General features: G+C 61.5%; 23 protein-coding genes. 14 read left to right on the top strand and 9 right to left on the bottom strand.

The window, feature by feature from the left end:
- Positions 1-111: 111 nt before the first annotated feature.
- On the top strand, positions 112-1170 hold the full coding sequence (locus tag ABOK31_RS18440) for a LacI family DNA-binding transcriptional regulator (protein ID WP_349957096.1): 1059 nt from the start codon (positions 112-114) through the stop codon (positions 1168-1170).
- A 108-nt stretch (positions 1171-1278) separates the two neighbouring features.
- Here the strand turns inward: ABOK31_RS18440 and ABOK31_RS18435 are convergent, their stop codons facing one another.
- A complete protein-coding gene (locus ABOK31_RS18435) occupies positions 1279-3393 on the bottom strand; it encodes a mechanosensitive ion channel domain-containing protein (protein WP_234910160.1) in 2115 nt (704 codons plus the stop codon).
- 245 nt (positions 3394-3638) lie between these two features.
- Here ABOK31_RS18435 and ABOK31_RS18430 point away from each other — a divergent pair, with 245 nt between their 5' ends.
- Positions 3639-4604: a hypothetical protein gene (locus ABOK31_RS18430; RefSeq protein ID WP_349957094.1), complete on the top strand. Its 966-nt coding sequence runs from the start codon at positions 3639-3641 to the stop codon at positions 4602-4604.
- Between the two features lie 19 nt (positions 4605-4623).
- Here ABOK31_RS18430 and pncB read toward each other — a convergent pair whose 3' ends face one another.
- The 7 genes from pncB to ABOK31_RS18395 form a co-directional block, all read right to left on the bottom strand.
- Positions 4624-5928: a nicotinate phosphoribosyltransferase gene (gene pncB / locus ABOK31_RS18425; protein WP_174178936.1), complete on the bottom strand. Its 1305-nt coding sequence runs from the start codon at positions 5926-5928 to the stop codon at positions 4624-4626.
- A gap of 306 nt (positions 5929-6234) precedes the next feature.
- The gene (locus ABOK31_RS18420) at positions 6235-7194 is read right to left on the bottom strand and encodes a glyoxylate/hydroxypyruvate reductase A (protein WP_349957093.1); all 960 of its coding nucleotides are present in this window, start codon (positions 7192-7194) and stop codon (positions 6235-6237) included.
- 11 nt (positions 7195-7205) lie between these two features.
- Positions 7206-8843, bottom strand: a complete 1638-nt coding sequence (locus tag ABOK31_RS18415; RefSeq protein ID WP_349957092.1) for an ABC transporter ATP-binding protein — start codon at positions 8841-8843, stop codon at positions 7206-7208.
- Complete coding sequence (locus tag ABOK31_RS18410; RefSeq protein ID WP_349957091.1) at positions 8840-9994, bottom strand: ABC transporter permease; 1155 nt, start codon at positions 9992-9994, stop codon at positions 8840-8842. Before ABOK31_RS18410 ends, ABOK31_RS18415 begins: the two co-directional genes overlap by 4 nt.
- Positions 9994-11085: a microcin C ABC transporter permease YejB gene (locus ABOK31_RS18405; protein ID WP_174178944.1), complete on the bottom strand. Its 1092-nt coding sequence runs from the start codon at positions 11083-11085 to the stop codon at positions 9994-9996. Before ABOK31_RS18405 ends, ABOK31_RS18410 begins: the two co-directional genes overlap by 1 nt.
- A gap of 172 nt (positions 11086-11257) precedes the next feature.
- The gene (locus ABOK31_RS18400) at positions 11258-13096 is read right to left on the bottom strand and encodes an extracellular solute-binding protein (RefSeq protein WP_349957090.1); all 1839 of its coding nucleotides are present in this window, start codon (positions 13094-13096) and stop codon (positions 11258-11260) included.
- Positions 13097-13203: 107 nt separating this feature from the next.
- Positions 13204-13839, bottom strand: a complete 636-nt coding sequence (locus ABOK31_RS18395; protein ID WP_174178947.1) for a TetR/AcrR family transcriptional regulator — start codon at positions 13837-13839, stop codon at positions 13204-13206.
- 37 nt (positions 13840-13876) lie between these two features.
- Here ABOK31_RS18395 and ABOK31_RS18390 point away from each other — a divergent pair, with 37 nt between their 5' ends.
- The 7 genes from ABOK31_RS18390 to ABOK31_RS18360 all read left to right on the top strand — a co-directional run bounded on the left by ABOK31_RS18390 (position 13877) and on the right by ABOK31_RS18360 (position 20763).
- A complete protein-coding gene (locus ABOK31_RS18390) occupies positions 13877-14446 on the top strand; it encodes an isochorismatase family protein (protein WP_349957089.1) in 570 nt (189 codons plus the stop codon).
- A gap of 143 nt (positions 14447-14589) precedes the next feature.
- Positions 14590-15624, top strand: a complete 1035-nt coding sequence (mepA, locus tag ABOK31_RS18385) for a penicillin-insensitive murein endopeptidase (protein WP_174178951.1) — start codon at positions 14590-14592, stop codon at positions 15622-15624.
- Positions 15625-15723: 99 nt separating this feature from the next.
- Entirely contained in the window at positions 15724-16104 is a 381-nt protein-coding gene (locus tag ABOK31_RS18380; protein ID WP_174178952.1) for a methylglyoxal synthase, read from the top strand.
- Positions 16105-16138: 34 nt separating this feature from the next.
- On the top strand, positions 16139-17161 hold the full coding sequence (locus tag ABOK31_RS18375) for a glucokinase (protein ID WP_349957086.1): 1023 nt from the start codon (positions 16139-16141) through the stop codon (positions 17159-17161).
- A 211-nt stretch (positions 17162-17372) separates the two neighbouring features.
- Complete coding sequence (locus tag ABOK31_RS18370; RefSeq protein WP_174178956.1) at positions 17373-19166, top strand: ABC transporter ATP-binding protein; 1794 nt, start codon at positions 17373-17375, stop codon at positions 19164-19166.
- 14 nt (positions 19167-19180) lie between these two features.
- Positions 19181-20005 carry a 4-hydroxy-tetrahydrodipicolinate reductase gene (gene dapB, locus ABOK31_RS18365; protein ID WP_174178958.1) on the top strand — a complete coding sequence of 275 codons (825 nt, stop codon included), beginning with the start codon at positions 19181-19183 and terminating at the stop codon, positions 20003-20005.
- A gap of 122 nt (positions 20006-20127) precedes the next feature.
- Positions 20128-20763 carry a 2,3-bisphosphoglycerate-dependent phosphoglycerate mutase gene (locus ABOK31_RS18360; RefSeq protein WP_174178960.1) on the top strand — a complete coding sequence of 212 codons (636 nt, stop codon included), beginning with the start codon at positions 20128-20130 and terminating at the stop codon, positions 20761-20763.
- A gap of 95 nt (positions 20764-20858) precedes the next feature.
- Here ABOK31_RS18360 and phnF read toward each other — a convergent pair whose 3' ends face one another.
- Positions 20859-21593, bottom strand: coding sequence for a phosphonate metabolism transcriptional regulator PhnF (phnF, locus tag ABOK31_RS18355; RefSeq protein WP_174178962.1), 735 nt, complete (start codon positions 21591-21593; stop codon positions 20859-20861).
- Positions 21594-21694: 101 nt separating this feature from the next.
- Here phnF and phnG point away from each other — a divergent pair, with 101 nt between their 5' ends.
- The 5 genes from phnG to phnK are packed head-to-tail and all read left to right on the top strand — an operon-like array spanning position 21695 to position 25606.
- A complete protein-coding gene (gene phnG / locus ABOK31_RS18350; RefSeq protein WP_174178964.1) occupies positions 21695-22171 on the top strand; it encodes a phosphonate C-P lyase system protein PhnG in 477 nt (158 codons plus the stop codon).
- Entirely contained in the window at positions 22171-22797 is a 627-nt protein-coding gene (gene phnH / locus ABOK31_RS18345) for a phosphonate C-P lyase system protein PhnH (protein WP_349957082.1), read from the top strand. The genes phnG and phnH overlap by 1 nt, the downstream gene beginning before the upstream one ends.
- A gap of 3 nt (positions 22798-22800) precedes the next feature.
- A complete protein-coding gene (locus ABOK31_RS18340) occupies positions 22801-23910 on the top strand; it encodes a carbon-phosphorus lyase complex subunit PhnI (RefSeq protein WP_349957081.1) in 1110 nt (369 codons plus the stop codon).
- Positions 23907-24833 carry an alpha-D-ribose 1-methylphosphonate 5-phosphate C-P-lyase PhnJ gene (locus tag ABOK31_RS18335; RefSeq protein ID WP_349957079.1) on the top strand — a complete coding sequence of 309 codons (927 nt, stop codon included), beginning with the start codon at positions 23907-23909 and terminating at the stop codon, positions 24831-24833. Before ABOK31_RS18340 ends, ABOK31_RS18335 begins: the two co-directional genes overlap by 4 nt.
- A complete protein-coding gene (phnK, locus tag ABOK31_RS18330; RefSeq protein ID WP_174178972.1) occupies positions 24830-25606 on the top strand; it encodes a phosphonate C-P lyase system protein PhnK in 777 nt (258 codons plus the stop codon). The genes ABOK31_RS18335 and phnK overlap by 4 nt, the downstream gene beginning before the upstream one ends.
- The last annotated feature ends 2 nt before the right edge of the window (positions 25607-25608 follow it).

Raw genomic sequence — 25608 nt, 5'->3', positions numbered from 1 at the left:
ATTGCTTTTTTGAATCGGTTCAATCGTACGCTTCAAAAATCGACTGTCAAGCGGAATTGAACCGATACAACTTCATTGCTAGTATCTGTCGGAAAGATATGGAGGATTTCATTGGCCAAGGGCACCATCAGGCTCGCGGACGTCGCCAAGGCGGCGGGCGTATCGCAGGGAACCGCCTCCAATGTTTTCAGCCGACCCGAAGTGGTGCGCGAAGAAGTACGCGAGCATGTGCTCGAGACCGCCAAGCGGCTAGGCTATGCCGGGCCAAGCCTGACGGGCCGACTGCTGCGGGCCGGAAAGGTCAACGCCATCGGCGTCGCCGTGGTCGAGCCGCTTGCCTATTTCTTCAACGATCCCTGGGCCAGGGCGCTCCTGGCCGCCATATCCGAGGTCTGCGACGCCAGCGGCACGGGTCTCGCGCTGGTCTCGGCCAAGGATCGGCACAAGCTCGACTGGAACATCAAGAGCGCGCTGGTCGATGGCTTCATCCTGCTCTGCGTGGAAGGTGGCGAAAAGCTCGTCCAGCTGACGCGTGAGCGGCAATTGCCCTTCGTCGCGCTCGCCTTGAATGACGAGGATGCGTCGATCCCCTCGATCAGCGTCGACAATCTCGGAGGTGCTGCCGTCGCGGCCCGGCATCTGGCCGAACTCGGCCATAGGCGTTTCGGCGTGCTCGCGACCGAACTTTCGGACGACCATGTCGGGCCGGTCAGCGTCGCCGGGATCGGGCGGGCGATGTATTCCACCTCGCGCGATCGAGCACTCGGCTACTGGCAGGCACTCGAAGCGTTCGGCATCGAGCGTGAGGACGTGCCGATCTTTGAGACGCTCAACGACAAGCCAAGCGTCGAAGCCGGGCTCGACTATCTGTTTTCCGCGCAGGAACCGCCGACGGCGATTCTCGCCATGTCGGACAATATCGCCTTGCTGGCGATCAACTGGCTGAGGGCACGAGGCCTTTCAGTGCCGCAAGACATCTCCGTCGTCGGCTTCGATGGCGTGCCGGAAGGCGGCATGGTGGAGCCGGGCCTGACGACGATGGCCCAGCCCTTTGCCGCGATCGCGCAGCGCGCGGTGCAGGCCGTTCTCGACGACGCCGTACCGGCCGAACGCGAGATGATCGATGTCACGCTGATCGTGCGCGGCAGCACGGCGGCTCCGAAGCCGTAGCCGGATCTAGAGCGATTCAGTTTTTCACGGCATCTCTGAACCGCTCTAGCTCTTTGTTTTCACGCAGTTCCGGACGGAAAACCGCTGCGCACTTTTCCTGGAATTGCTCTAAACGGCCTGCTGCCCGCCTTCCAGATTTGCCGCCCGCATCTCCACGAGCTGCCGAGCAGCGGCAGCCGCGGCATCCTTGTCGCTTGCCACCTGCACGGTCGGGAAAGCGAACTGGATGCCGTTCTCATCGAAGGCCTGCTTGATGAGGGCTAGCGCGCTGCGGCGGATGACCGAGAGCTCATTGGGCTTGGCGGTAACCGCCAGCCTGATTTCGATCGCGAAATCGCCGAACTGCTCGACGCCCTTCATCTTCAGCGTCTGAATGATGCTCGGCTTCAGATCCTCGTCTTCGAGCAAGCGCTGGCCGATATCCTTGACGATGCGCTTGAGCTTTACGAGATCGGTATCGTAGGTGACCTTGACGATGATCTTGTCGATCGCCCAGTCGCGGTTCATGTTGTTGACTGCGCCGAGCGAGCCGAAGGGAATCGTCGCCAGCGGGCCGCGCTGGTGGCGCAGCTTGACCGAGCGTAGGCTGAAGGATTCCACCACACCCTTATAGTGACCGCTTTCGATATATTCGCCGATGCGGAAGGCATCGTCCCAGAGGTAGAAGACGCCGCTGATGACATCCTTGACAATGGTCTGCGCGCCGAAGCCCACGGCAACACCGACAACGCCGGCGCCGGCGATCAGCGGACCGATCTGAACACCGAGGCCGGACAACACCATCATGACGGCAATGATGCCGATGACGACGGCAAGAATATTGCGGAAGATCGGCAGCAGCGTCTGCAGCCGGGCGCGACTCGCCCTTATCTCATCCGACTCGTCAACGGCTGGCAGGGATTGCATGACTTTGCCGTCGATATAGGTTTTTGCCAGCTGCCAGACGAGGTCTGCGACCAGGAGGATGATGATGCCGCCGAGAATGCCGCGAGCGACGCGGCCGACATTCGATTCGCTGCCGCTCATCATCGCATGCGCCTCGACCCCCAGCATGTGGCCGAGCCACAAAGCCGCAAAGGTAATGATCACAGCCCGTAAACCGCGGTCGAGCAACACGGCCGCGATCTTGCCGGCGCCGAAAATACCGTCGGCCGCATCATGCAGTGCCTCGATCGCCTGCGTAGATACCGAGAGGACACGCGGCAGCAATATCGCGTAGATACCGATCCACAAAAGGCCGTCGAAGCCGGCAACCCAGAGACACCAGAGCGCCACGAAGAAAATCGTCAACAGCCAGGAAACCGTCTTCGCCCCACGCTTTTCCGGCGCGAGCGGCCTGGACCACACGGCAGCCGTGGCAATCAGAAACAGGCCGATGCCGAGCGTGTAGCCGATGAGGTCCCGCGCGCCTGCTGAAAAGTCCAGCGACGTAACGGCCTGTATGATCGCCCAGCCGCAGGCAAAATAGATGGCAAACAGCGTGCATCGCCGATACCAGTAGTGCGCCACGCGCCGCCGTTCGGCGATGCGGGCGGTCCCGCCGTCCTCATCCAGAACATCATTGGCGCGACGCATCGCGATCAATTCCATGACAAGCTTGCCGATAGAGATCGCCAGTCTGATCGATACCATCGCGATGACGCAGGCGATGGCGAAATTTTCAATGGCCGGCGGCCAATCGAAGGCAAGAAGCGGAACGAGCGTCACCAGGCCATGGATGATGGCGGGCACGACGCCGCCCAGAAACTGGAAGCGCGCGGCCTGCAATTCCGTCTCGGTACCGGCAGTCTTGTCGGTGCGCTGCATATGCTTGGTGTTGATGAAGCGCGCAACGGCGAGTTCGGCCACCAACCCCAGGAAGAAGAGGAGGACAATCTGAACGATGATGCGCACGAGGCCGACCGACTTGCCCTCGCCCTCCAGCTTCTCGGATGCGGTCATCACCTCGTAGGGCAGCGTCATCGCAGCGCCGGAGACCAGCTCCAGGTGATGCCGCGTGTGGCCGAGCATGCCCGACAGGACCGACATCTGATTGCCGTCGTCCGGGGCCGGATCGTTGGCGGGCGCGGCTTTATCGCTGGCGGGCGTAGGTTGACTGTTGAGCTGCGTGGTCAGCCATTGCCTGACATCCGGCTCGTTCAGCAGCTGGATCAGCGTGCGAACCTTGTCGGGCGGCGGGGCGGATGGCTGTGGGGCAGCCGCATTCTGCGCGAACACCACCATAGGTGCAGCCAATGTAAAAAGACAAAAAAGCAGGCCCCTGATCGTCCACCTGCCGCCCCCGACATTCCTCATTTGCGCTGCCCTTCCCGCAATCGGACCATCCGGTCCGTTCCCGCAGACTATACGCGTTTTTTATGCGGGCAAGCAGGCACTTACGGCACCCAATCCCTATTATGCCGCCATTGCCCCGCAACGGCAGCCGCGCTAGGTTCTGCAGCAATACCGTTCAGTACTCGGGGATGCGCGTGTTCAATTTCCTGAAAAGGCTCTTCGGCAAAGGCAAGCCCGCTGAGATGCATCGCGAACAAACTTCCCCGATGCAGGAGCCCGAGAGCACGGCCGCCACGAAAACGCTCGATCTCAACATTCCCGACGAAGCCTTGCAGGATGAAGCAGCCTTTGCCGCCTATCTGCAGGAACGCCTGCCGTTCTTCGGCGACCTGATCCGCGTCGATTACGATTCTGCCGCCGGCAGCTTGACGCTGCACAGCCGCAACGGCGATACGATGACGAAATTCCTGAGCAATGCGCTCCTGTCGCTGCGCGAAAAGCGTGGGCCTGCACGCGCGCAGGCGCTCCTCAACTACCTCAACATGACGGAAGCCATGGTTGACAGCGGCGAGCTCGCCAAGGTTCTGCCGGTCCTGAAAGCGCGCGATTTCGTCGAGGTTGCGCGGCAGCAGATGATGCAGGCCGTCAAGGACGAGCCCAATCCGCCGCAATTCGTCTACCTCGACGAGGCCGAAAACCTGATCAAGCTCTTCGTCGTCAACGGCGAAACGACGGTCAACTACGTCATGGCCGAAGCACTCGACGACTGGGGCATCGATGCCCGGGAACTCGCCGAAATGGCTCAGGCCAACCTGCAGAAGTTCCTTGCCAAGACCGGCGTTCAGATCGCCAAGCGCAGCCGGTTCCAATATGTCGAGGTGGACGGCCAGTTCGAATCCAGCATCGCCTTCCTGCCGAATTTCTGGGCGCAGATACAGGAGCAATCCGGCGGTGCCGCACCCATTGCCGCATTCCTGTCGCGTGACAAGGTGTTCTTCACGCATGAGAACGACATTGAGGGCCTGCAGCTTCTGGAGCTGATCAGCGCCGATCTCAGCGACGTTCCCTACGTTATTTCGCCGGATCAGTATCGCTGGGAAAATGGCAGGTGGACACTCTTCCGGCGCGTCGCACGCATGGAAGCGGCGATCCGCCACTGAAACCGATTGCCCGAAAGCCCTAAACGAACACATCCTGATCGACGCGATCTTCCGCGCCGAAGAACTTCAGATAGCGCTCGACTTCCGCAGGTTCGCCGGTCGCCTTCTGCGGATTGTCGGAGAGCTTGACGGCCGGGCGGCCATTCGCCTCGATCACCTTGCAGACGATCGAAATCGGATTGAGGCCCTTAAGTTCGGTCGGGGCGCAGCCGGCGAAATCATTGGTCAGGTTGGTGCCCCAGCCGAAGCTCATGCGCACGCGACCGTCGAAATGCTTGTAAGTATCGATAATGGCGTCGACATCGAGGCCGTCGGAAAAGATCAGCAGCTTCTGGCGCGGATCGCGGCCCATCTTCTTCCACCATTCGATGATCTTCTCGCCGCCTTCGATGGGCGGAGCGCTATCGGGACGGAAGCCGGTCCAGTCGGCCACCCATTCCGGCGCATTGCGCAAGAAGGAAGCCGTGCCGAAGGCGTCGGGCAGCACGACCAGAAGGTTGCCGCCGTAGAGACGATTCCAGTCGCGCAGCACCTTATAAGGAGCCTTGCCAAGCTCTTCGTCATTCTTGGCAAGTGCTGCTGCGACCATCGGCAGCTCATGCGCGTTGGTGCCGACGGCTTCGAGATCGGAATCCATGGCGAGCAGCACGTTGCTCGTGCCGGTGAAAGCATGAGGCACGCCTTCCTTCAGCGCCTCGACGCACCAGCGCTGCCAGAGGAAGCTATGGCGGCGGCGGGTGCCGAAATCGGAAATGCGCAAGCCCGGCAGCTCCCGCAGCCGCTCGACCTTTTCCCACATCTTGGCCTTGGCGCGGGCATAGAGCACATCGAGCGTGAAGGGACCGAGCGCCTTCAGCGCCGTGCGCGACCGCAGCTCGTTGATGATGGCGAGCGCGGGAATTTCCCACATCGTCGTTTCCTTCCACGAGCCGTGGAAGTCGAGAATATACTGGCCGTCACGCTTCGAGAGCTCATATTCCGGCAGCTGGAAATTCGACAGCCAGGCGAGGAATTCCGGCTCGAAAATCTGGGCGCGGCCGTAGAAGCTGTTACCCGCCAGCCAGATCATCTCCTTCTTGGAGAGGCGGAGCGTACGAGCGTGATCGAGCTGCTCGCGCAATTCCTTCTCGTCGATCACCTCGGCAAGGCGAACGCTCTTGGTGCGATTGATGAGCGAGAAGGTCGCGTCGACGTCCGGATAAAGCTTCCAGATCATCTGCAGCATCAGAAGCTTATAGAAATCCGTATCGATCAGACTGCGGACGATCGGATCGAGTTTCCAGGTATGGTTATAGACGCGGGTGGCGATATCCGTCTTGGTCATGTCGTTCCTGCCCCGTCTCCTGCCCTGCGGACGTCATGCTTTTCGCCGGCGGACGCGCCGGCATGGGTATATAGAGCGGTTCAGTTCTTCACGGAATCTCTGAGCCGCTCTATCTCTTTGCTTTCACGCAATTCCGGGCGGAAAACCGCTGCGCACTTTTCCTGGAATTGCTCTAGCGCCCTGTTATCAAAAAATGTTGAGCGAAAGTCCAGTCGCTGAAAGAAAATTGATACCAGAGCAAATGGGTCACCTATCGGCGGCGGCAACCGAGGCTGAGAGCCTCGTTCGTCGCCCGACACTACAGACTTAGTAACCCCGGCTGCGATCTACCAGATGCTGCAGCGGTTCGCCGCGTTCGAAGCCGGCGATCTGTTCCTCGACATGGCGCATCAACGCCCTTTCCTCGGAGACAGCGGAATCATGCGGCGTGATGATGACATTTTCCAGACCCCATAGCGGATCGTCGGCCGAAAGCGGTTCCACCGTGAAGACATCGAGCGAGGCACCGCCGAGAATGCCGGAACGAACAGCCGAAGCGATATCGGCCTGCACCTGACTCTTGCCGCGGCCGGCATTGATGAAGACCGGCTTGCCGAGCGGACCGTTGCGGCGCAGCTTGGAAAAGAGCGAGGCGTTGTAGATCCCGGTCGTATCCGGCGTCAGCGGCAGTAGGCCGACGAGAATATCGGTTCGCGCCAGAAACGCATCGAGCCCGCCGGCATCGAAGGTTTCCATGCCGTCGATCTCTTTCTTGCTGCGGGACCAGCCGATAACGTTGAAGCCCATGATCTTCAGCTTGGCGGCGGCATCGCAGCCGAGAACGCCAAGGCCCATGACGCCGACGGTGACGTCGCCCGCCTCCGGGCCGTGCTGCGGCGCCCAGACGTGCTGGCGCTGATTCCTGAAATGCCCCTGCACATCGCGCAGATGCATCAGGCACTGCATCACGACCCATTCGCTCATACGCACCGTCAGGCTGCGATCGACGAAGCGGACCATCGGGATATCGGGCAGGCCGGGGATCGACATCATGGAATCGACACCGGCGCCGCCCGAGAAGATCACCTTGAGATTGGGCGCCCGCTCGAAAAGATCGGCATCCGGCTTCCACAGCAGAGCATAATCGATATGGGAAAGATCAACGCCCTTGCTTCCGGGATCGGCCAGATTGATGCTGCCACGATCGGCAAAGGCCGTTTCGAGCGACCTGGCAACGGTTGCAGGGTCGAATTTGAGATCGACAAGAACGGGGCTTTTGGCCGGCATGGCGGTGGTCTCTATTGCTGGATGGCGGCGGTCGGCACCGCCTCGATGTTGAATGCGGCGGCAAGCAGCGCCCTGGTGTAATCCTCTTTCGGCGCCCGGAAGATATCCGCCGAAGCACCCTGCTCGACGACCTTGCCGAAGCGCATGACGATCAGCTCGTTGGCGAGCGCCTTCACCACCTTCAGGTCGTGGCTGATGAAGAGATAGGCAAGATCGTGCTTCTTCTGCAGGTCGCGCAGCAGATCGACCACCTGCGCCTGCACGCTCATGTCGAGCGCCGAAGTCGGCTCATCCAGCATGACGAAGCGCGGCTTCAACACCATGGCGCGGGCAATGGCGATGCGCTGGCGCTGGCCCCCGGAGAATTCGTGCGGGAAGCGCCAGCGGGTGGACGGATCGAGACCCACCTCTTCCAGTGCCCAGCAGACGCGCTTGTCGCGCTCATCGGCCGAAAGCGACCGCTCATGCACCTTGAGCCCCTCGGCGATGATCTCGCCGACCGACATGCGCGGGCTGAGCGATCCGTAGGGGTCCTGGAAGACCACCTGCAGCTGGTTGCGCAGCGGCCGCATCTCGCGGAACGAATAGCCGGCTATATCCTTGCCGATGAAGGCGATGCGGCCCCTGGAGGAAATGAGGCGTGCGAGCGCCAGGCCGAGCGTGGTCTTGCCCGAGCCGGATTCTCCGACGACGCCAAGCGTCTGGCCGGCCCTCAGCTTCAGATCGATACCATCGACCGCCTTCACATGATCGACAACCTTGCGCATGAAACCGGCCTTGATCGGGAACCAGACGCGAATGTCGCTGCCTTCCATGACGACTGGCTTGTTGGTATCGCTTACCGGCGGCTCGCCGCGCGGCTCGGCAGCGAGCAGATGGCGGGTATAGTCATGCTGCGGCCGGGTGAAGACGTCCTCCACCGTACCGGTCTCGACAATATGGCCCTTGGTCATGACGCAGACACGGTCGGCGAACTTTCGGACGATGCCGAGATCGTGGGTGATAAACAGCATCGACATGCCGTGCGTGCCCTTGAGCTCGCGCAGCAGTTCGAGGATCTGCGCCTGCACGGTGACGTCGAGCGCGGTGGTCGGTTCATCGGCGATCAACAGTTCGGGACGATTGGCAAGCGCCATGGCGATCATCACGCGCTGGCGCTGGCCGCCGGATAGTTCATGCGGATAGGCCTTGAGGCGCTTTTCCGGCTCGCGGATGCCGACCTGGTTCAAAAGTTCCAGTGTGCGATTGCGGGCGGCCTCACCCACCATGCCCTGATGCAAGGCCAGGATCTCGCTGATCTGCTTCTCGATCGAGTGCAGCGGATTGAGCGAAGTCATCGGCTCCTGAAAGATCATGGTGATGTCGTTGCCACGCACGGCGCGCAGCTCGTTATCCGACGCCTTCAGCAGGTCCTTGTCCTTGAACAGGATTTCGCCGGAGGGGTGGCTCGCGGACGGATAGGGCAAAAGCTTCAGGATCGAATTGGCCGAGACCGACTTGCCGGAACCGGATTCACCGACCAGCGCCACGACCTCGCCGCGATGGATATCGAAGGAAACGCCGTCGACGGCGATCGAGGTCTGCCCGCCCTGATGAAAGGCGACCGACAGATTGCGAACTGATAGCAATGGGGTGGAATTTTCACTCATCGGAACGTCTTCCTCGGATCGAAGGCGTCGCGCACGGCCTCGCCAATGAAGATCAGCAGCGACAGCATGATCGACATGGTGAAGAAGGCCGAGAGCCCCAGCCATGGAGCCTGCAGGTTGGATTTGCCCTGCGCTATCATTTCGCCCAGCGACGGCGAGCCGGGCGGCATGCCAAACCCTAGGAAATCCAGCGAGGTCAGCGTGGAGATCGAGCCCGACAGGATGAAGGGGACGAAGGTCAGGGTCGCGACCATCGCATTCGGCAAGAGGTGGCGATACATGATGGTGCGGTTGTTGACGCCGAGCGCACGGGCGGCACGCACATATTCGAAATTGCGTGCCCTGAGGAATTCGGCGCGCACGACGCCTACGAGGCCGACCCAGGAGAACAGGAGCAGGATGCCGAGCAGGATGAAGAAGCCTGGCGGCAGAACCGAGGCAATGATCAGCAGAATGTAGAGCACCGGCATGGACGACCAGATCTCGATGAAACGCTGCATCAAGAGATCGGTCCAGCCGCCGAAATAGCCCTGTATCGCGCCGGCGCAGACGCCGACAACGGCCGAGCAGATGGTGAGCGCCAGGCCGAACAGCACCGAGATGCGGAAGCCGTAGATCAGGCGGGCGAGAACGTCGCGGGCCTGGTCGTCGGTGCCGAGCCAGTTGAAATTGCTCCAGTTGCAGTTCGGGTCGGCAGTGCCGGCCGCATAGCCCGAGCAGCGTGTTTCCTTGCTCATCGCCCAGAAAGGCGGCGTCGGCGCCGACATGCCCTTGGGCAGGTTGGAGTTGGCGGTCTGATAGGAATAGTGGATCGGCGGCCAGATCATCCAGCCATTGGCATTGATCTCGTCCTGGATATCCTGGGCGCGATAGTCCGTTTGCGCCAGGAAGCCGCCGAACTTCTCCTCCGGGTAATCGACGAAGATCGGCGTCAGGATCTCGCCCTTGTAGGAGACGAGGATCGGCCGGTCGTTGACAATGAATTCGGCCCCGAGGCTGAGGACGAACAGGACAAGGAAGATCCAGAGCGACCAGTAGCCGCGGCGGTTTGCCTTGAAATTCTCCCAGCGTCGGGCGTTCGTCGGCGAGAACAGACCCTTGCGCGGCGGCTTCACCGTCGTCGGAACTGCTTGTTGATTGGCTGCGTCCATCACACGTCCCTCCGCTCGAAGTCGATGCGCGGATCGATCCAGGTGTAGATCAGGTCGGAGACGAGGCTGACGACGAGGCCGAGCAGCGAGAAGATGAAGAGCGTGGCAAAGACCACCGGATAGTCGCGCTGGACGACGGAGAGGTAGCTGAGGCGCCCCAGGCCATCGAGCGAGAAGATGTTCTCGATCAGCAGCGAGCCGGTGAAGAAGGCGGAGATGAAGGCGCCGGGAAAGCCGGCGATGACGATGAGCATGGCGTTGCGGAAGACATGGCCATAGAGCACGCGCCGTTCGGAAAGACCCTTGGCGCGGGCGGTGATGACATATTGCTTCTTGATCTCTTCGATGAAGGAATTCTTGGTGAGCAGCGTCGTCGTGGCAAAGGCGGCGAGCGACAGCGAAATCAGCGGCAGCACCAGATGCCAGAGATAATCGAGGATCTTCTGCCACCAGGTGAGATCGGCGAAATTGTCCGAGACGAGGCCGCGCAGCGGGAACCAGTCGAAGAAGGAGCCGCCGGCAAACAGCACGATCAGCATGATGCCGAACAGGAAGCTCGGTACCGCATAGCCTATGATGATGATGCCCGATGTCCAGACATCGAAGGTCGATCCGTCCTGCACCGCCTTGCGGATGCCGAGCGGAATGGAAATTGCGTAGGAGAAGATCAGAATCCAGATGCCGAGCGAGATCGACACCGGCAGCTTCTGTGCGATGAGATCGATGACCGTCGTGTTGCGGAAGAAGCTCTCGCCGAAATCGAAGCGGATATAGTTCCACATCATCTGGCCGAAGCGCTCGAGCGGCGGCTTATCGAAGCCGAACTGCTTGTCAAGCTTGGCGATCAGCTCGGGATCGAGCCCCTGCGCGCCGCGATATTTCGAGCTGCTGTCATCGAAGGATTGCTGGGCCAGCATGTCGGTGCCGCCGGACAGGCGGCCATTGGCATTGTCGCCCTGCCCGGTCAGCTGCGCAATGACCTGCTCGACCGGGCCGCCCGGCGCGAACTGCACGATGGTAAAGGAAATAGCCATGATGCCGACGATGGTCGGGATCATCAGCAGGAGGCGTCGCAGAATATAGGCGCCCATCAGTCCGCCGCTCCCTCGAAGGGAAATATCGTCCGCTTCGCCTCAATCCATCTGTCGATCAAATCATATTCCCTTCCGCCGGATGCAAGCCGGCGCAGTCATTATCAGCTTGGAACTATCCGAATCAGCCTCGAGCATTTGGAGCCAGCCGGCCCCTCATTGCAAGAGAGGCTCACTTTCCGGCGTTTTTCGACCACCAGACATCGGGGAAGCCGATGGAGTAGTAAGGCAGCTCGGGCAGATGCTCGAATTTATCCCAATAGGCGATCTTGTTCGTCGTCCCATAAAATAGCGGGACAACATAGTGGTGGGCGAGCAGTACACGGTCAAGCGCCTTGGCGGCAGCGGTCTTTTCTTCGAGGGTCGCGGCAGAAACGAGCTTGCCTATCAACGCATCGACACCCGGATCGGATATGCCGGCATAGTTGCGCGAGCCTTGGCGGCCTGCTGAAGCCGAGCCCCAGTAATCGATTTGTTCGCTGCCGGGCGGCAGCGCCGTGCCCCAGACGTTCCACATCGCGTCATAGTCGAAGCTACGAATGCGGTTGATGTATTGCGATGAATCGACCGTCCTGAGCGTCGCATCGATGCCAATGCGGCGCAGGTTCTGGACATAAGGCAGGTTTGATCTCTCCTGCGAAGGACTGCCGAGCAGAATTTCCATCGTGAAGGGCTGGCCGGTCTTTTCGTTGACCATGCGATTGCCCTTCAACACATAACCGGCTTCCTTGAAAAGCTCGATCGCCTTGCGCAGATTGTCTCGAGCCTTTTGGGCGTCGCCGCCGACCGGATTGGTATAGGGCGTGGTGAATACCTCAGGCGGCACCTTGTCCTTGACGCTGTTGAGGATATTCAATTCTTCGCCCGTGGGCAGCCCCGAAGAGGCAAGCTCGGTGCCGAAAAAGAAGGTGTTGACGCGGGTCAGCTGGCCGAAGGCAAGCGCCCGGTTCATCTCCTCGAAGTCATAGGCGTAGTTCAGCGCCTCGCGCACGCGTTGATCCTTGAACTGATCGCGCCGGAGATTGAGCACCATCGCCTGCATGATGCCGACCGAGCGCAGCGAGTTGGGCAATTCCTCGCGCTTGATGCGGCCGTCCTTGGCGGCTGGAAAGTCATATGCGGTCACCCAATGGCTTGCCGACTGGTCCTGCCAAAAATCCGTATTGCCGCCGCGAAAGGCTTCGAATTCCACATCCTTATCGGCGTAGTAGGTGTAGGAAATCGCCCCGAAGTTATTCTGGCCGATATTGACCGGCAGGTTCTTGGCCCAATAGTCGTCGCGCAGTTCATATCGGATTGATGATCCCGGCTGCACGGAAACGATCTTATACGGTCCGGATCCCATGGCCGGCTCGAGCGTCGTCCGGGTAATATCGCGCGGCTTTCCGTCCGCGCCGGCGCTCTCCCACCAATGTTTAGGCACGATCAGCAACTGGCCGGCGATAAAGGGAAGTTCGCGATTGTTCTTTTCGTCGAAATAGAAGGTGACGTCCCTGTCGCCGGTCTTTTCGGCCCGCGTCACGTGGGAATAGATACTCGTCGCGAGAGGATTGAGCTCTTTGGTGCGATCGAAGCTGAAAATGACGTCATCAGGGGTCACCGGCGTGCCGTCGGCCCATTTCGCTTCGGCGCGCAAGCGGAAGGTCGCGCTCGATATGTCGTCGGGATAGGTGACGCCCTCGGCGAGCAAGCCGTAGGAGGAGGCAATCTCGTCATTGGACGATTTCATCAGCGTGTCAAAAACCATCGGCAATCCGGTGGCCGGGTTGCCCCTGAGCAGCACCGGATTGAGCGTGTCGAACGTGCCTTCGCTCGAAAGCTTCAGCTCGCCACCCTTCGGCGCACCCGGATTGACGTAGTCGAAATGCTTGAAGCCGGGCTGGTATTTGAGGTCACCGAGAATGGCCGTGCCGATGCGGAATTGCGGTTCTTCGGCTTTCGAGGAAACCGGTAAGGCCAGCAGGCAAAAAAGAGAAACGACCAAGCCTGCTTTCAACCGCGACAATGCCATTCATGATCTCCTGTGATTTTTCGAGAATCAGCATAAGGCAAATGAGGGCAAAAAGCAGGACGCAGCAACTCATCTCTTCGCAGAGAGGCTGAAGGACGTATCTGGGGTCAACCCTTTGCCGCGGCTTCTTCAAGACGTTTGCGCAGCATCAGCCGCAATTCGCCGGCGACGCGGCGGTCCTCGGCGGCATCGGGCTCGGTGGCGACGGCGACGACGATGCGCAGCAGTTCCAGCACGATGCCCGACATCAGCGCGATATCATCCGATATCGGCGGCTGCGCCTGCCGCAGGACGCCCGCAATCAGCTCCTTCAGCTCTGCCCGCGAGCGTGCCTTGCGCTCCTTGGGAATATCGCGACGGCCTGCCAGCACCGAAAATTCTGGATACTCCTCCATGAAGGCACCGAGCGAGTGGAAGATCGCCTCGCCGCTATCGGCTGCCGAAAGGCCGGTGCTTCGTTCTGCCATGTCCCGAAGCCCCGCCTTCAATCGCTCCAGGCGTTCGATATGCAATGCCTCGGCGAGCAGGGGCTTGGTCGGGAAGAATTGATAGAGCGAGCCGATGGAGGAATTTGCCTCGGCGGCAATCTCCGTCATCGTTGCCGCATCATAGCCCTTGCGCGCGAAAACTTTTGCGGCCGCCTCAAGCAGAATAACGACGCGATCATGACCGCGCTGCCGCTTCGGCGTGCGCGTCTTCAATTCTTCACTTGATTTTTGTGAGGTTGTCCTCATATTTTCCATTGTGAGGATACCCTCATGTTTCTTTCGGAGCCCTCAGATGTCACTTTACGATCCCAAGACCACCGCTCTCGTTTCCATCGACCTGCAAGGCCTCGTCCTCAGCCGGCCGCTCGCTCCCTACTCTGCCCAGCAGATCATCACCAATACGGTCGCTATCGCAAACAAATTGAAAGCCGATGGCGGAACGACCGTTTTCGTGACGGTCGGATTTTCCACAGACTATGCCGATGCTGTCAATCAGCCGACCGACGAAAGCTTTGCGCTTCCCCCAGGAGGTTTGCCGCCAGCCGCGCTCGAAGGTCCCGCCGAGATGGCGGCGCTGACGCCCGATGTCGCCATCGTCAAGCGCCAGTGGAGCGCCTTTTACGGCACGGAACTGGACCTGCAGCTTCGCCGCCGCGGCATCAGGACGCTAATCCTGACGGGTGTCGCCACCAATTTCGGCGTGGAAGCAACCGTGCGCGATGCCTTTGCGGCAAATTATGCCGTCATCGTCGCGGAAGATGCGGCCACCACCTTCTCGCAGGACATGCAGGATTTCGCGTGCACGAAGGTCTTGCCGCGGCTGTCGCGCATCCGCAAGACGGCAGAAATCCTGGTGAACTGATCCCTCCGAAGCAAAGGTCCATGAGAGGAAAGGCGGGCGGTCGTCGGCCACCTGTGATTGCCGCGGATTAACTTCCATCCTTTTTCAGGATAGTCTCGCCGCAAATCACTTCGAATAATGCCGACCGCCTTTCAGGGATATGCATGGCTTCACTTCTGGCTCGCGCCTTTCGAACGATCGGCAAATTCTCTCTCGCGACCACGATCGGAATGGGTCTTGTCGCCGGCGATGCGCTGGCACAGCAGGCCACCCCTTCGCCCGGTAGCGCCAAGGCTGTTTTCGGCGCCGTGACGCTGCCGTCGCAGGGACCGCCGCAATCGATCGGCTTCTATGCCAAGGGTTGCCTTGCCGGCGCAATCGCGCTTCCGGCTGACGGCCCGACCTGGCAGGCCATGCGCCTGTCGCGCAATCGCCGTTGGGGCCGGCCTGAAACGATCGGCCTGCTCGAGCGCCTGTCGCGCGATGCGGCCAAGAATGACGGCTGGCCGGGCCTGCTCGTCGGCGATATCTCGCAGCCGCGCGGCGGCCCAATGGTCAACGGCCATGCCTCGCACCAGATCGGCCTCGACGCCGATATCTGGCTGACGCCGATGCCGCGGCGCAAGATGACGGCGGAAGAGCGCGAAGCCCTGCCCTTCACCACGATGCTCGCCAAGGACAAGTTCCTGACCATCAACGACAAGGTCTGGACGCCGGCGCATGCGCGCCTGCTGATGCGCGCGGCGAGCTATCCCGAAGTCGAGCGCATCTTCGTCAATCCGGCGATCAAAAAGAAGATGTGCGAGACATGGACGGGCGACCGCAGCAATCTCGGCAAGCTGCGGCCGGAATACGGGCACGACTCGCATTTTCACATCCGCCTCCGCTGCCCCGCCGGTTCGGTGGGCTGCACGGGGCAGGCGCCGGTCGCCGCGGGTGATGGCTGCGACAAGACACTCGCCTGGTGGTTCACTCCCGAACCCTGGGCGAAGCCGAAGCCCAGCACCAAGCCGCCGGTTAAGCCGCGCGAGGTCATGGTTGCCGATCTGCCCAAGGCCTGCCAGGCCGTGTTGGCGGCACCCGCGGTGGCTTCCATGCGCCCTGCCGCCTCTGGCGCCAAGGGTGCGGCCGCTTCAGCCGATACGAACGCGACGCCGGTCTCAGGCGATACGCCGCCCGGCCAAATTCCGCAGCAGTGAGCCCCGCACTGTCCTTGCCGGGGCAGTCTTTCAAAACGCGCTCCCTTGGTATAGAAGGCGGATAAATCGATTGAAAGCATCGGGCGGAGCAAGGATTTCATGGTCGGCAGCAAATGCATCGCATTGATCGCGCATGATCAGAAAAAAGATGCGATGGCGGAGTTTGCACGGCGCAATCAGGCCGCGCTTGCCGATTGGAACATCGTTGCGACGGGCACGACGGGCGGCCGCGTACTCGACGTCTGCCCCAATCTCAAGGTCACTCGCCTGAAAAGTGGCCCGCTCGGCGGCGACCAGCAGATCGGCGCGCTCATCGCCACCAGCGAGATCGACATGCTCATCTTCTTCATCGATCCCCTCACCCCCATGCCGCACGACGTCGACGTGAAGGCATTGACGCGGCTTGCCGTTCTCTACGACATTCCGATGGCGCTCAACGAATCCACTGCCGAGCGGCTGATCAAAACACTGAACCATTAATCCGCCTTGCCGGCGGCAGACCACGGACCTGGCCATGCCCGAGCTCAATCACAGCGATGCCCCCCTGCCTTTCCCAATCCTGATCGGCGATATCGGCGGCACCAATGCGCGTTTCTCCATCCTCGTCGATGCGGACTCCGAACAGGAGCATTTTCCGGTCGTGCAGACGGCGAATTTCGCGACGATCGACGATGCGATCAAACTTGCCCTTGAAAACAGCAAGGTCCAACCCCGCTCGGCAATTCTCGCCATGGCAGGTCCCGTGCAGGGTGACGAGATCCCGTTGACCAATTGCGACTGGGTGATCCGCCCGAAGACGATGATCGCCAATCTCGGCATCGAGGACGTGCTCGTCATCAACGATTTCGAGGCGCAGGCGCTGGCGATCGCCGAGATTTCCGACGAGCATCGCCAAACCATCGGCGAAACATCAGGCAGCCTGACCGCATCGCGCGCCGTGCTCGGACCGGGCACCGGGCTCGGCGTCGGTGGCCTGGTCCATACGCAGCATCAATGGGTGCCGGTGCCGGGAGAAGGCGGCCATATCGATATTGGGCCGCGCACGGAACGCGACCTGCAGATCTGGCCGCATCTGGAAGCCATCGAGGGCCGCATCTCGGCCGAGCAGGTGATCTGCGGCCGCGGTCTTCAGAACATCTATCATGCCGTCTGCGCGGCCGACGGTATCGAGCCGAGCCTGAAGGAGCCGGCCGATATCACCAACCATGCACTTGCCGCCACCAATAGGCAGGCCGAGGAAACGCTGACGCTGTTCGTCACCTATCTCGGCCGTGTCGCCGGCGATATCGCCATGATCTTCATGGCGCGCGGCGGCGTCTATCTTTCCGGCGGCATTCCGCAGAAGATCCTGCCCGCGCTGCAGAAGCCGGAATTCCGCGCCGCCTTCGAGGACAAGGCGCCGCACACGGAAATGATGAAGACGATCCCGACCCATGTGGTCGTCAATCCGCTGGCAGCACTTTCCGGCCTTGCGACCTATGCCCGCAAGCCCACGAACTTTGGCCTTGCCACGGAGGGCCGTCGCTGGCGGCGTTAACCGCTTGCCAAACAGCCCATGGCGCGCCGAAACATCCGATGCGCCATGCCTTTTTGCAGGAGCCGCCGTCCTCTATAATGGGTGTGGCTCCGTGATCGGCCTTAACCAGCGCGGCAAGCCATGTCTAGCCAAAGCCGTGCTAACTCTTTAATAGAGCCGCGGAAGCACGTGCCAGATGCGGCTCGCTTGGTTCAAGACAGGACGCCGATTATTGAAATTGCCTGACCCGAAAAGCAAAAGCGTCGACAGCGAAGCCATCACCGGCATGCTGAAGCGCATTATCGCCGAGAACGGCCGCGATCACATTCGCGGCTATGCCATCGCGATTACCTGCCTGGTCCTCGTTGCGCTTTCGACTGCTTACATCGGCTATATCGTCAAATCGGTCATCGACAGCGCCTTCATCGCCCGCGATATCGTCGATGCCTGGAAGATCTGCTTCAGCATCTTCCTCGTTTTCGTGGTGCGCGGCTTTGCCGGATATTTCCAGTCAGTCATCCTGTCGAAGATCGGCAACAACATCATCGCCCGCTACCAGCGGCGCCTCTATTCGCATCTGATGACGCTGTCGGTCGGCTTCTTCAGCGAAGCCCGCTCCGCCCAGCTCGCCGCCCGGATCAGCCAGAACGTCTCGGGCATCCGCGACGTCATGAACCTGACGATTACCTCGACGGCGCGCGACCTTCTGACTTTTATCGCCCTGCTCGGCGTCATGGTCTTCCAGGATCCGGTGCTCAGCATCGCCTTCGTCATCATCGCGCCGCCGCTCTTCCTCGCGCTGCGCTATATTTCCAAGCGCCTGCGCGCTGCGACGCGCGATGCGATCGTCCTGAACAGCCATGTGCTCGGCGCGATGCAGGAAACCATCCAGGGCGTTTCCATCGTCAAGGCCTTCACGATGGAAGAGGAGCTCGAGCGCAAGATCAACAAGCTGATCACCGCGGCCGAGCACCGGCAGAACCGCATCGCCCGACTTTCCGAGCGCAACGGCCCGCTCATCGAAACCGTCGCCGGTTTTGCGATCGCCAGCCTCTTTGCCTATGCCGCCTATCGCTCGATCTACGACAATGTCTCGCCGGGCGTATTCTTCTCCTTCGCCACCTCGCTGTTGCTCGCCTACGATCCGGCGCGTCGTCTTGCCAAGCTGCAGGTGCAGCTGGAGCGTGCCGTCGTCAATGCGCGGATGATCTACGAGCTGCTCGACATGGAGCCGCGCCAGCGCGACCTGCCGGATGCCAAGCCGCTTAAAGTGACCGAAGCCCGCATCGAGTTCCGCGATGTTCATTTCGCCTATGGTGACGAGGCGGTTCTGTCCGGCGTCAGCTTTTCTGCCGAGGGTGGGCAGACGACGGCGCTGGTCGGCCCTTCCGGCGCCGGCAAGTCCACCGTCATCAATCTGATCCCGCGCTTCTACGACCCCAAGGCCGGTAGCATCTTCATCGACGGGCAGGATATCGCGCATGTGACGAAACGGTCGCTGCGGGAACAGCTCGCCTATGTTTCGCAGCAGCCCTATCTCTTCGAAGGCACGATCCGTGACAACATCCGCTACGGCCGTCCGGACGCGACCAACGCCGAGATCGAGGAAGCGGCACGCCTTGCCTATGCGCATGACTTCATCGAGGCGCAGCCAATGGGCTACGAAACGCCCGTCGGTGAAAATGGCGTGACGCTTTCCGGCGGCCAGCGCCAGCGCCTATCAATTGCCCGCGCGCTGGTGCGCAACGCGCCGATCCTGCTCCTGGACGAGGCGACCTCGGCGCTCGACACGGAATCAGAAGCAGCCGTACAGAAGGCGCTGGAAGAGGCGATGAGCGGCCGCACGGTCGTCGTCATCGCGCACCGCCTGTCGACGGTTGTCCGCGCCGAGAAGATCGTCGTCATGCAGAACGGCCGGGTTGTCGAAGAGGGCAACCACGAGACGCTTGCGACGGCCGACAATGGCCTCTACGCTCGGCTCAACAACCTGCAGCTACCGGCCATATCAAGTAATTCCCGCAAATAGACGATAGAGACGACATGAGCGACGATGCGATGAAGCTGGTGGTGGTTGGCGCGGCGGGCCGCATGGGACAGGCTCTCATCCGTATCATCCACGCAACCGACGGCGTGACCCTGCACGCGGCCGTCGCCCGCCCCGGCTCCGCCTTTATCGGCAAGGATGCCGGCGAGATCGCCGGGCTCGGGCCGATCGGCGTTCCCGTCACCGACGATCCGCTTGCCGCTTTCCTTCATGCCGAAGGTGTCATTGATTTCACCAAACCTGAAACAAGCGTTACGTTTGCCGGCCTCGCCGCACAGGCACGTATCGTCCACATCATCGGCACGACGGGCTGCTCGGATGAGGACGAGGCAAAGTTCAAGGCAGCTGCGCGCCATGCCCGCATCGTCAAATCAGGCAACATGGGCCTCGGCATCAATCTCCTGAGCGTGCTTGTCGAGCAGGCCGCGCGTGCGCTCCCTTCGAACGACTGGGACATCGAAGTGCTGGAGATGCATCATCGCCACAAGGTCGATGCACCCTCGGGCACGGCGCTGCTGCTCGGCCAGGCGGCGGCCAAGGGCCGCGGCATCGATCTCAACGACAACTCCGTGCGCGTGCGCGATGGCCATACCGGTCCGCGCCCGACGAGCACGATCGGCTTTGCGACCCTGCGCGGCGGCGGCGTGGTAGGCGATCATTCGGTGATCTTCGCCAGCGAGAGCGAACGGCTGACGCTGTCGCACAACGCCGGCGACCGCTCGCTGTTTGCCCGCGGCGCGCTGCAGGCAGCACTCTGGGCGCGCGACAAGAAACCCGGCTTTTATTCCATGCTCGATGTTCTCGGGCTCTCCACACGTTGATGCGATCCCGGAGCGGGTCGGCAGAAAACTGCTGATCCGCTCCGGCCTTTTATTGTCTCGCAATTCCTGACGGAAAACCGCTACGCACCTTTCCTGGAATTGCTCTATCAAGGAGAAATTTTATGAGCGGCACTCTCGTTCTCGTTCGCCACGGGCAGAGCGACTGGAATTTGAAGAATCTCTTTACCGGCTGGAAGGACCCCGATCTGACCGCGCTCGGCATCGAAGAGGCCAAGACCGGCGGCAAGGCGCTGGCCGACTACGGCATCAAGTACGATATCGCCTTCACGTCGGATCTCACCCGCGCCCAGCACACGCTCAAGATCATCCTCGATGAAATCGGACAGCAGGGCCTTGAAACGATCAAGGATCAGGCGCTGAACGAGCGCGACTACGGCGATCTCTCCGGCCTCAACAAGGACGATGCCCGCGCCAAATGGGGTGAGGAGCAGGTCCACATCTGGCGCCGCTCCTATGACGTTCCGCCGCCCGGCGGCGAAAGCCTGCGCGACACCGGCGCCCGCGTCTGGCCTTACTACCTGACGGAAATCCTGCCGCGCGTGCTCGCCGGCCAGAACGTGCTGGTTGCCGCCCACGGCAATTCGCTGCGTTCGCTCGTCATGGTTCTCGATCGCCTCAGCAAAGCACAGATCCTCGAGCTCAACCTCGCGACCGGCGTGCCGATGGTCTACAAGCTCAAGGCCGACTCCACCGTCGCCTCGAAGGAAGTCCTCGGCGACATGTCCGGCGCGCATTGAGCGCAAGCATTCGGGCTTGAAAGCCCCTCACCCTAGCCCTCTCCCCGCAAGCGGGGAGAGGGAATTACTTCTTCTAAAACTTTCGGCTCCCACTCTCAATTCTCGACGGTGAAGCGCACCCTGTCGGCGGCGAAGCGGGAAATCGAATATTGCACCGGGACATTGTCGAGATCGGCGTTCAGCGCCTGGGCGACCAGAACGATCGCGCCGGGGGATAACTGCAGGTCGGTCAGATCGCTTTCGTCGGCATGCGTCGCGGTGATTTCGGTGACGACGCGGACATAATCCGGCACGCCAAGCTCCTTGAACGCTTTGGTGATCGATCCGGTCGCCCGATAGATCTCCGCGATGTCGCCGAAACGATCCGCCGGAAACCAGCTCGTGGCGCGCGATACCGGGCGCTGATCCGCGTGACCGAGCGTTTCGAGCCTTACCAGCGGCGCACCGGTCTTGACCTTGAGCTGTTTGGCCAGTTCGGCGCTGGCCGCCTCTTCGCCCGATGCAAGCAATACGCTGCGGGTCTCGCGCACCTGGTCGCCGATCCCTTGCGAAAATCGCGTGCGCCTTGAAATCGGGAAACTCAGGCGCTCCTTGCGCTCGATCAGCGTCCCCCGCCCCTGCACGGCCCGGACGATCCCTTCCTGGGCCAGCGCTGCGAGTGCGCTTCGGATCGTGTGCCTGTTGACGCCGAACTGCAGCGCCAGCGTCGTTTCCGGTGGCACCATGCCCGTCTCGTCGAAATCGCCATGATTGATGGAGGTGCGAATCCGGTCGGCAATCTGCCGCCAGAGCGCCACGCCCGTTTGTCTCTGTATCTTCTGCCCTGCCATTTCGCCTACTCGCCCTGTCACACGCTTGTCACGACTCGCTAATAGATATAAGACTATCTTGTATGGTTGTCTATATCAATAGACATTTAGAGGAAGGCGCGATGAATTCAGCACAAAGGCAGGAAGCGGCCGCACAGGAGCGTCGGGAGCGCAAGCGCGTCGCCGATCTTCTGGCGCAGGCAGAACGCGACGAGCTAGAGGCAGCCTGGGAAGCATTGCCGAGCAAGCCGACGGTGCAGCCGGTGCGCGGTCCCGAAACCGGACTCGTCATGGTGCGCGGCCGCATCGGCGGCGGCGGCTCCCCCTTCAATCTCGGCGAAGTCACGGTGACGCGCGCTACCGTCCGGCTGGCATCCAACACCATCGGCCACTCGCACGCACTTGGCACGGATCGGGAAAAGGCACGGCTTTCAGCCATCTTCGATGCCCTCTGGCAGCAATCGGCCACGAAGGAATTCGTCGAAAAGGCTCTTCTGCAGCCGGTTGCCGAGCGTATCGCCGAATATGACCGCAAGCGCGCCGAAGAGACGGCAGCGACCCGCGTCGATTTCTTCACCATGGTTCGCGGAGAAGATTGATGAGCCTTTCCAGCACCCCGACCTTTGGCAACGAGGCCCTGACCGGCGGTTTCACCGATCCGGTTTTCGACGCACAGAGCGTCTTCAAGATGACGATGGACGCCATGGCGCGCCCGGGAACGTTACAGGCCGTTACGGCCGATATCGCGCCGCCGGCACCGCTCGGTATCGCTGCCGGTGCCATCAGCCTCACCCTTTGCGACCATGATACGCCGGTCTGGCTTTCCAACAGCCTTGGGAGATCGAGCCTGCCGGAATGGCTGGCCTTCCACACCGGCGCGCCCGTCATTTCGGAACGGCTGGAAGCGCATTTCGCCTTCATCGAAGCAGGCATGGCTCTTTCCTCCTTCAGCCAGTTCGGCATCGGCACCCAGGAATATCCCGATCGGTCGACGACGATCGTTCTGGAAATCGAAAGTCTGGTAGGTGGCAAGCAACTGGCGCTTTCCGGCCCCGGCATCAAGGATATCAACATGATCGCCCCGATTGGGCTGCCCGATGCGCTCTTACGCATCTGGAACGACAATCGCGCGCTCTTCCCGCGCGGCGTCGATCTCATCCTGACGGCGGGCCGGCAATTCCTCTGCCTGCCGCGCACCATCAAGATCACCGCGACGGAGATGTGACATATGTATGTTGCCGTAAAGGGTGGCGAAGCCGCCATCGCCAATGCTCACCGGCTTCTCGCCGACCGTCGCCGCGGCGACCGTTCACTGCCGGCGCTCGGCATCGACCAGATCGTGGCGCAGCTGGCGCTCGCCGTCGACCGCGTCATGGCCGAAGCCTCGCTTTATGACCGTACGCTGGCCGCACTTGCCGTGCGCCAGGCGCGCGGCGACATGATCGAGGCGATCTTCCTGCTCAGAGCCTACCGCACGACGCTGCCGCGCTTCGGCTACTCCCAGCCGCTCGACACAGCTGCGATGAAGATCGAGCGCCGCATCTCGGCAACCTACAAGGATCTGCCCGGCGGCCAGCTTCTGGGACCGACCTTCGACTATACGCACCGCCTGCTCGACCCCAGTCTTTTGACTGACGAGCCGGTGGACGAGCCGATGCAGCGACCGGCGGAGCAAGGCCGCATCATGCGCGTCTCGGAAATTCTCGGCCAGGAAGGATTGATCGAAGGCGACGGCATCCTGCCGGTCGATCACGAGATCGGCGACCTGACCCGCGAACCGCTGGAATTTCCGATGACCCGTGACCTTCGCCTGCAGGCGCTCGCCCGCGGCGACGAAGGCTTCCTGCTGGCGCTCGGCTATTCGACCCAGCGCGGCTATGGCCGCACGCACCCCTTCACCGGCGAGATCCGTATTGGCGAAGTGGAGGTCGAATTCGATGTGCCGGAACTCGGCTTTGCCGTCTCGCTCGGCCGCATCCAGGTGACCGAATGCCAGATGGTCAACCAGTTCATGGGCTCGGCCAAGGCACCGCCACAGTTCACCCGCGGCTATGGCCTGGTCTTCGGCCAGAGCGAGCGCAAGGCCATGGCGATGTCGCTGGTCGACCGTGCGCTGCGCGCCGAAGAACTCGGCGAAGACATCGTTGCGCCGGCGCAGGACGAGGAATTCGTCATCTCCCACTCCGACAACGTGCAGGCGACCGGCTTCGTCGAACATCTGAAGCTGCCGCATTATGTCGACTTCCAGGCCGAACTCGACCTGGTACGGCGGATGCGCCGCGATTTCGAGGCCGCTCGCGAGCGCGGCATGGAACCTATGACGGAGGCAGCCGAATGACCGAACTCGCTACCTACAACTTCGCCTATCTCGACGAGCAGACCAAGCGGATGATTCGTCGCGCCATCCTGAAGGCGATTTCCATTCCTGGCTATCAGGTGCCCTTCGCCTCGCGTGAAATGCCGATGCCTTACGGCTGGGGTACCGGCGGCGTACAGCTGACGGCGGCGATCATCGGCCCGCAGGACGTGCTGAAGGTCATCGACCAGGGCGCGGACGACACGACCAACGCCGTTTCCATCCGCGCCTTCTTCCGGAAGGTTGCCAATGTCGCCGTGACCACCCGCACGGACGAGGCGACGATCATCCAGACGCGACATCGCATTCCGGAAGCCAAGCTCGGCCCGAACCAGGTGCTGGTCTATCAGGTGCCGATTCCGGAACCCTTACGTTTCCTGGAGCCGCGCGAGACCGAGACGCGCAAGATGCACGCGCTCGAGGAATACGGCCTCATGCACGTGAAGCTCTACGAGGACATAGCCCGCAACGGCCGCATCGCCACGACCTATGCCTATCCGGTCAAGGTCGCCGGCCGCTACGTGATGGACCCCTCGCCGACGCCGAAGTTCGACAATCCGAAAATGCACCTTTCCGACGCGCTGCAGCTTTTCGGCGCCGGCCGTGAGAAGCGCATCTATGCCGTGCCGCCCTATACTGAAGTCGTCAGCCTGGATTTCGAGGATCATCCCTTCGAAGTGCAGCGCTTCGACAAGCCCTGCGCACTTTGCGGCGCCGAGCAAGTCTATCTCGACGAGGTGATCCTCGACGACAAGGGCGGGCGCATGTTCGTCTGCTCCGATACCGATTTCTGCGAAGACCGTCGTGCCCACGGCCATGCCGGCCACATGCTGGCGTCAAATGGGCTGGCGTCAAATGGGCTCGCATCCGATGGATTGCCTGGTGGCAAGGAGGCTGCTGAATGAGTGACTCACCTCTCCTGAAGGTCAAGGACATCTCGAAATTCTACGGCAGCCGCATCGGCTGCCGCGATGTGTCCTTCGAGCTTTGGCCCGGCGAAGTTCTCGCCATCGTCGGCGAATCCGGCTCCGGCAAGACGACGCTCCTCAACTGCATCTCGACGCGGCTGCTGCCGACGACAGGCAGCGTCGAATACCACATGCGCGACGAAACCTATCGCGACCTGTTCCGCATGAACGAAGCTGAACGTCGCTTCCTGATGCGGACCGACTGGGGCTTCGTGCATCAGAACCCGGCCGACGGCCTGCGCATGACGGTTTCGGCCGGCGCCAATGTCGGCGAGCGGCTAATGGCGATCGGCAACCGCCACTACGGCAACATCCGCAATACCGCCATCGACTGGCTGGAGCGGGTCGAGATCGATGCCGACCGCATCGACGACCAACCGCGCGCCTTCTCCGGCGGCATGCGCCAGCGCCTGCAGATCGCCCGCAACCTGGTGACTGCCCCACGCCTCGTCTTCATGGATGAGCCGACCGGCGGTCTCGACGTGTCCGTGCAGGCCCGTCTGCTCGACCTCGTGCGCGGCCTCGTCAACGATCTCGGCCTTTCGGCTATCATCGTGACGCACGACCTCGCCGTCGCCCGCCTTCTGTCGCATCGCATGATGGTGATGAAGGACGGACAGGTGATCGAGCACGGTCTGACCGACCGCGTGCTCGACGATCCGCGCGAACCCTATACGCAACTGCTGGTCTCTTCGATCCTGCAGGTCTGAGG

Source organism: Rhizobium sp. ZPR4, assembly GCF_040215725.1.
In the GTDB taxonomy this organism is placed as follows: Bacteria; Pseudomonadota; Alphaproteobacteria; order Rhizobiales; family Rhizobiaceae; genus Rhizobium; species Rhizobium rhizogenes_D.
This window is presented reverse-complemented; position numbering and strand designations above follow the sequence as displayed.

What these genes read in the sequence shown, in the direction of transcription:
- ABOK31_RS18395 (WP_174178947.1), bottom strand. Translation starts at nt 13,839, where the DNA reads ATGGAAAATATGAGGACAACCTCACAAAAATCAAGTGAAGAATTGAAG.
- ABOK31_RS18340 (WP_349957081.1), top strand. Translation starts at nt 22,801, where the DNA reads ATGTATGTTGCCGTAAAGGGTGGCGAAGCCGCCATCGCCAATGCTCAC.
- ABOK31_RS18400 (WP_349957090.1), bottom strand. Translation starts at nt 13,096, where the DNA reads ATGGCATTGTCGCGGTTGAAAGCAGGCTTGGTCGTTTCTCTTTTTTGC.
- ABOK31_RS18405 (WP_174178944.1), bottom strand. Translation starts at nt 11,085, where the DNA reads ATGGGCGCCTATATTCTGCGACGCCTCCTGCTGATGATCCCGACCATC.
- mepA (WP_174178951.1), top strand. Translation starts at nt 14,590, where the DNA reads ATGGCTTCACTTCTGGCTCGCGCCTTTCGAACGATCGGCAAATTCTCT.
- ABOK31_RS18390 (WP_349957089.1), top strand. Translation starts at nt 13,877, where the DNA reads ATGTCACTTTACGATCCCAAGACCACCGCTCTCGTTTCCATCGACCTG.
- phnG (WP_174178964.1), top strand. Translation starts at nt 21,695, where the DNA reads ATGAATTCAGCACAAAGGCAGGAAGCGGCCGCACAGGAGCGTCGGGAG.
- ABOK31_RS18410 (WP_349957091.1), bottom strand. Translation starts at nt 9,994, where the DNA reads ATGGACGCAGCCAATCAACAAGCAGTTCCGACGACGGTGAAGCCGCCG.
- pncB (WP_174178936.1), bottom strand. Translation starts at nt 5,928, where the DNA reads ATGACCAAGACGGATATCGCCACCCGCGTCTATAACCATACCTGGAAA.
- ABOK31_RS18380 (WP_174178952.1), top strand. Translation starts at nt 15,724, where the DNA reads ATGGTCGGCAGCAAATGCATCGCATTGATCGCGCATGATCAGAAAAAA.
- ABOK31_RS18335 (WP_349957079.1), top strand. Translation starts at nt 23,907, where the DNA reads ATGACCGAACTCGCTACCTACAACTTCGCCTATCTCGACGAGCAGACC.
- phnH (WP_349957082.1), top strand. Translation starts at nt 22,171, where the DNA reads ATGAGCCTTTCCAGCACCCCGACCTTTGGCAACGAGGCCCTGACCGGC.
- dapB (WP_174178958.1), top strand. Translation starts at nt 19,181, where the DNA reads ATGAGCGACGATGCGATGAAGCTGGTGGTGGTTGGCGCGGCGGGCCGC.
- phnK (WP_174178972.1), top strand. Translation starts at nt 24,830, where the DNA reads ATGAGTGACTCACCTCTCCTGAAGGTCAAGGACATCTCGAAATTCTAC.
- ABOK31_RS18360 (WP_174178960.1), top strand. Translation starts at nt 20,128, where the DNA reads ATGAGCGGCACTCTCGTTCTCGTTCGCCACGGGCAGAGCGACTGGAAT.
- ABOK31_RS18435 (WP_234910160.1), bottom strand. Translation starts at nt 3,393, where the DNA reads ATGGTGGTGTTCGCGCAGAATGCGGCTGCCCCACAGCCATCCGCCCCG.
- phnF (WP_174178962.1), bottom strand. Translation starts at nt 21,593, where the DNA reads ATGGCAGGGCAGAAGATACAGAGACAAACGGGCGTGGCGCTCTGGCGG.
- ABOK31_RS18415 (WP_349957092.1), bottom strand. Translation starts at nt 8,843, where the DNA reads ATGAGTGAAAATTCCACCCCATTGCTATCAGTTCGCAATCTGTCGGTC.
- ABOK31_RS18420 (WP_349957093.1), bottom strand. Translation starts at nt 7,194, where the DNA reads ATGCCGGCCAAAAGCCCCGTTCTTGTCGATCTCAAATTCGACCCTGCA.
- ABOK31_RS18375 (WP_349957086.1), top strand. Translation starts at nt 16,139, where the DNA reads ATGCCCGAGCTCAATCACAGCGATGCCCCCCTGCCTTTCCCAATCCTG.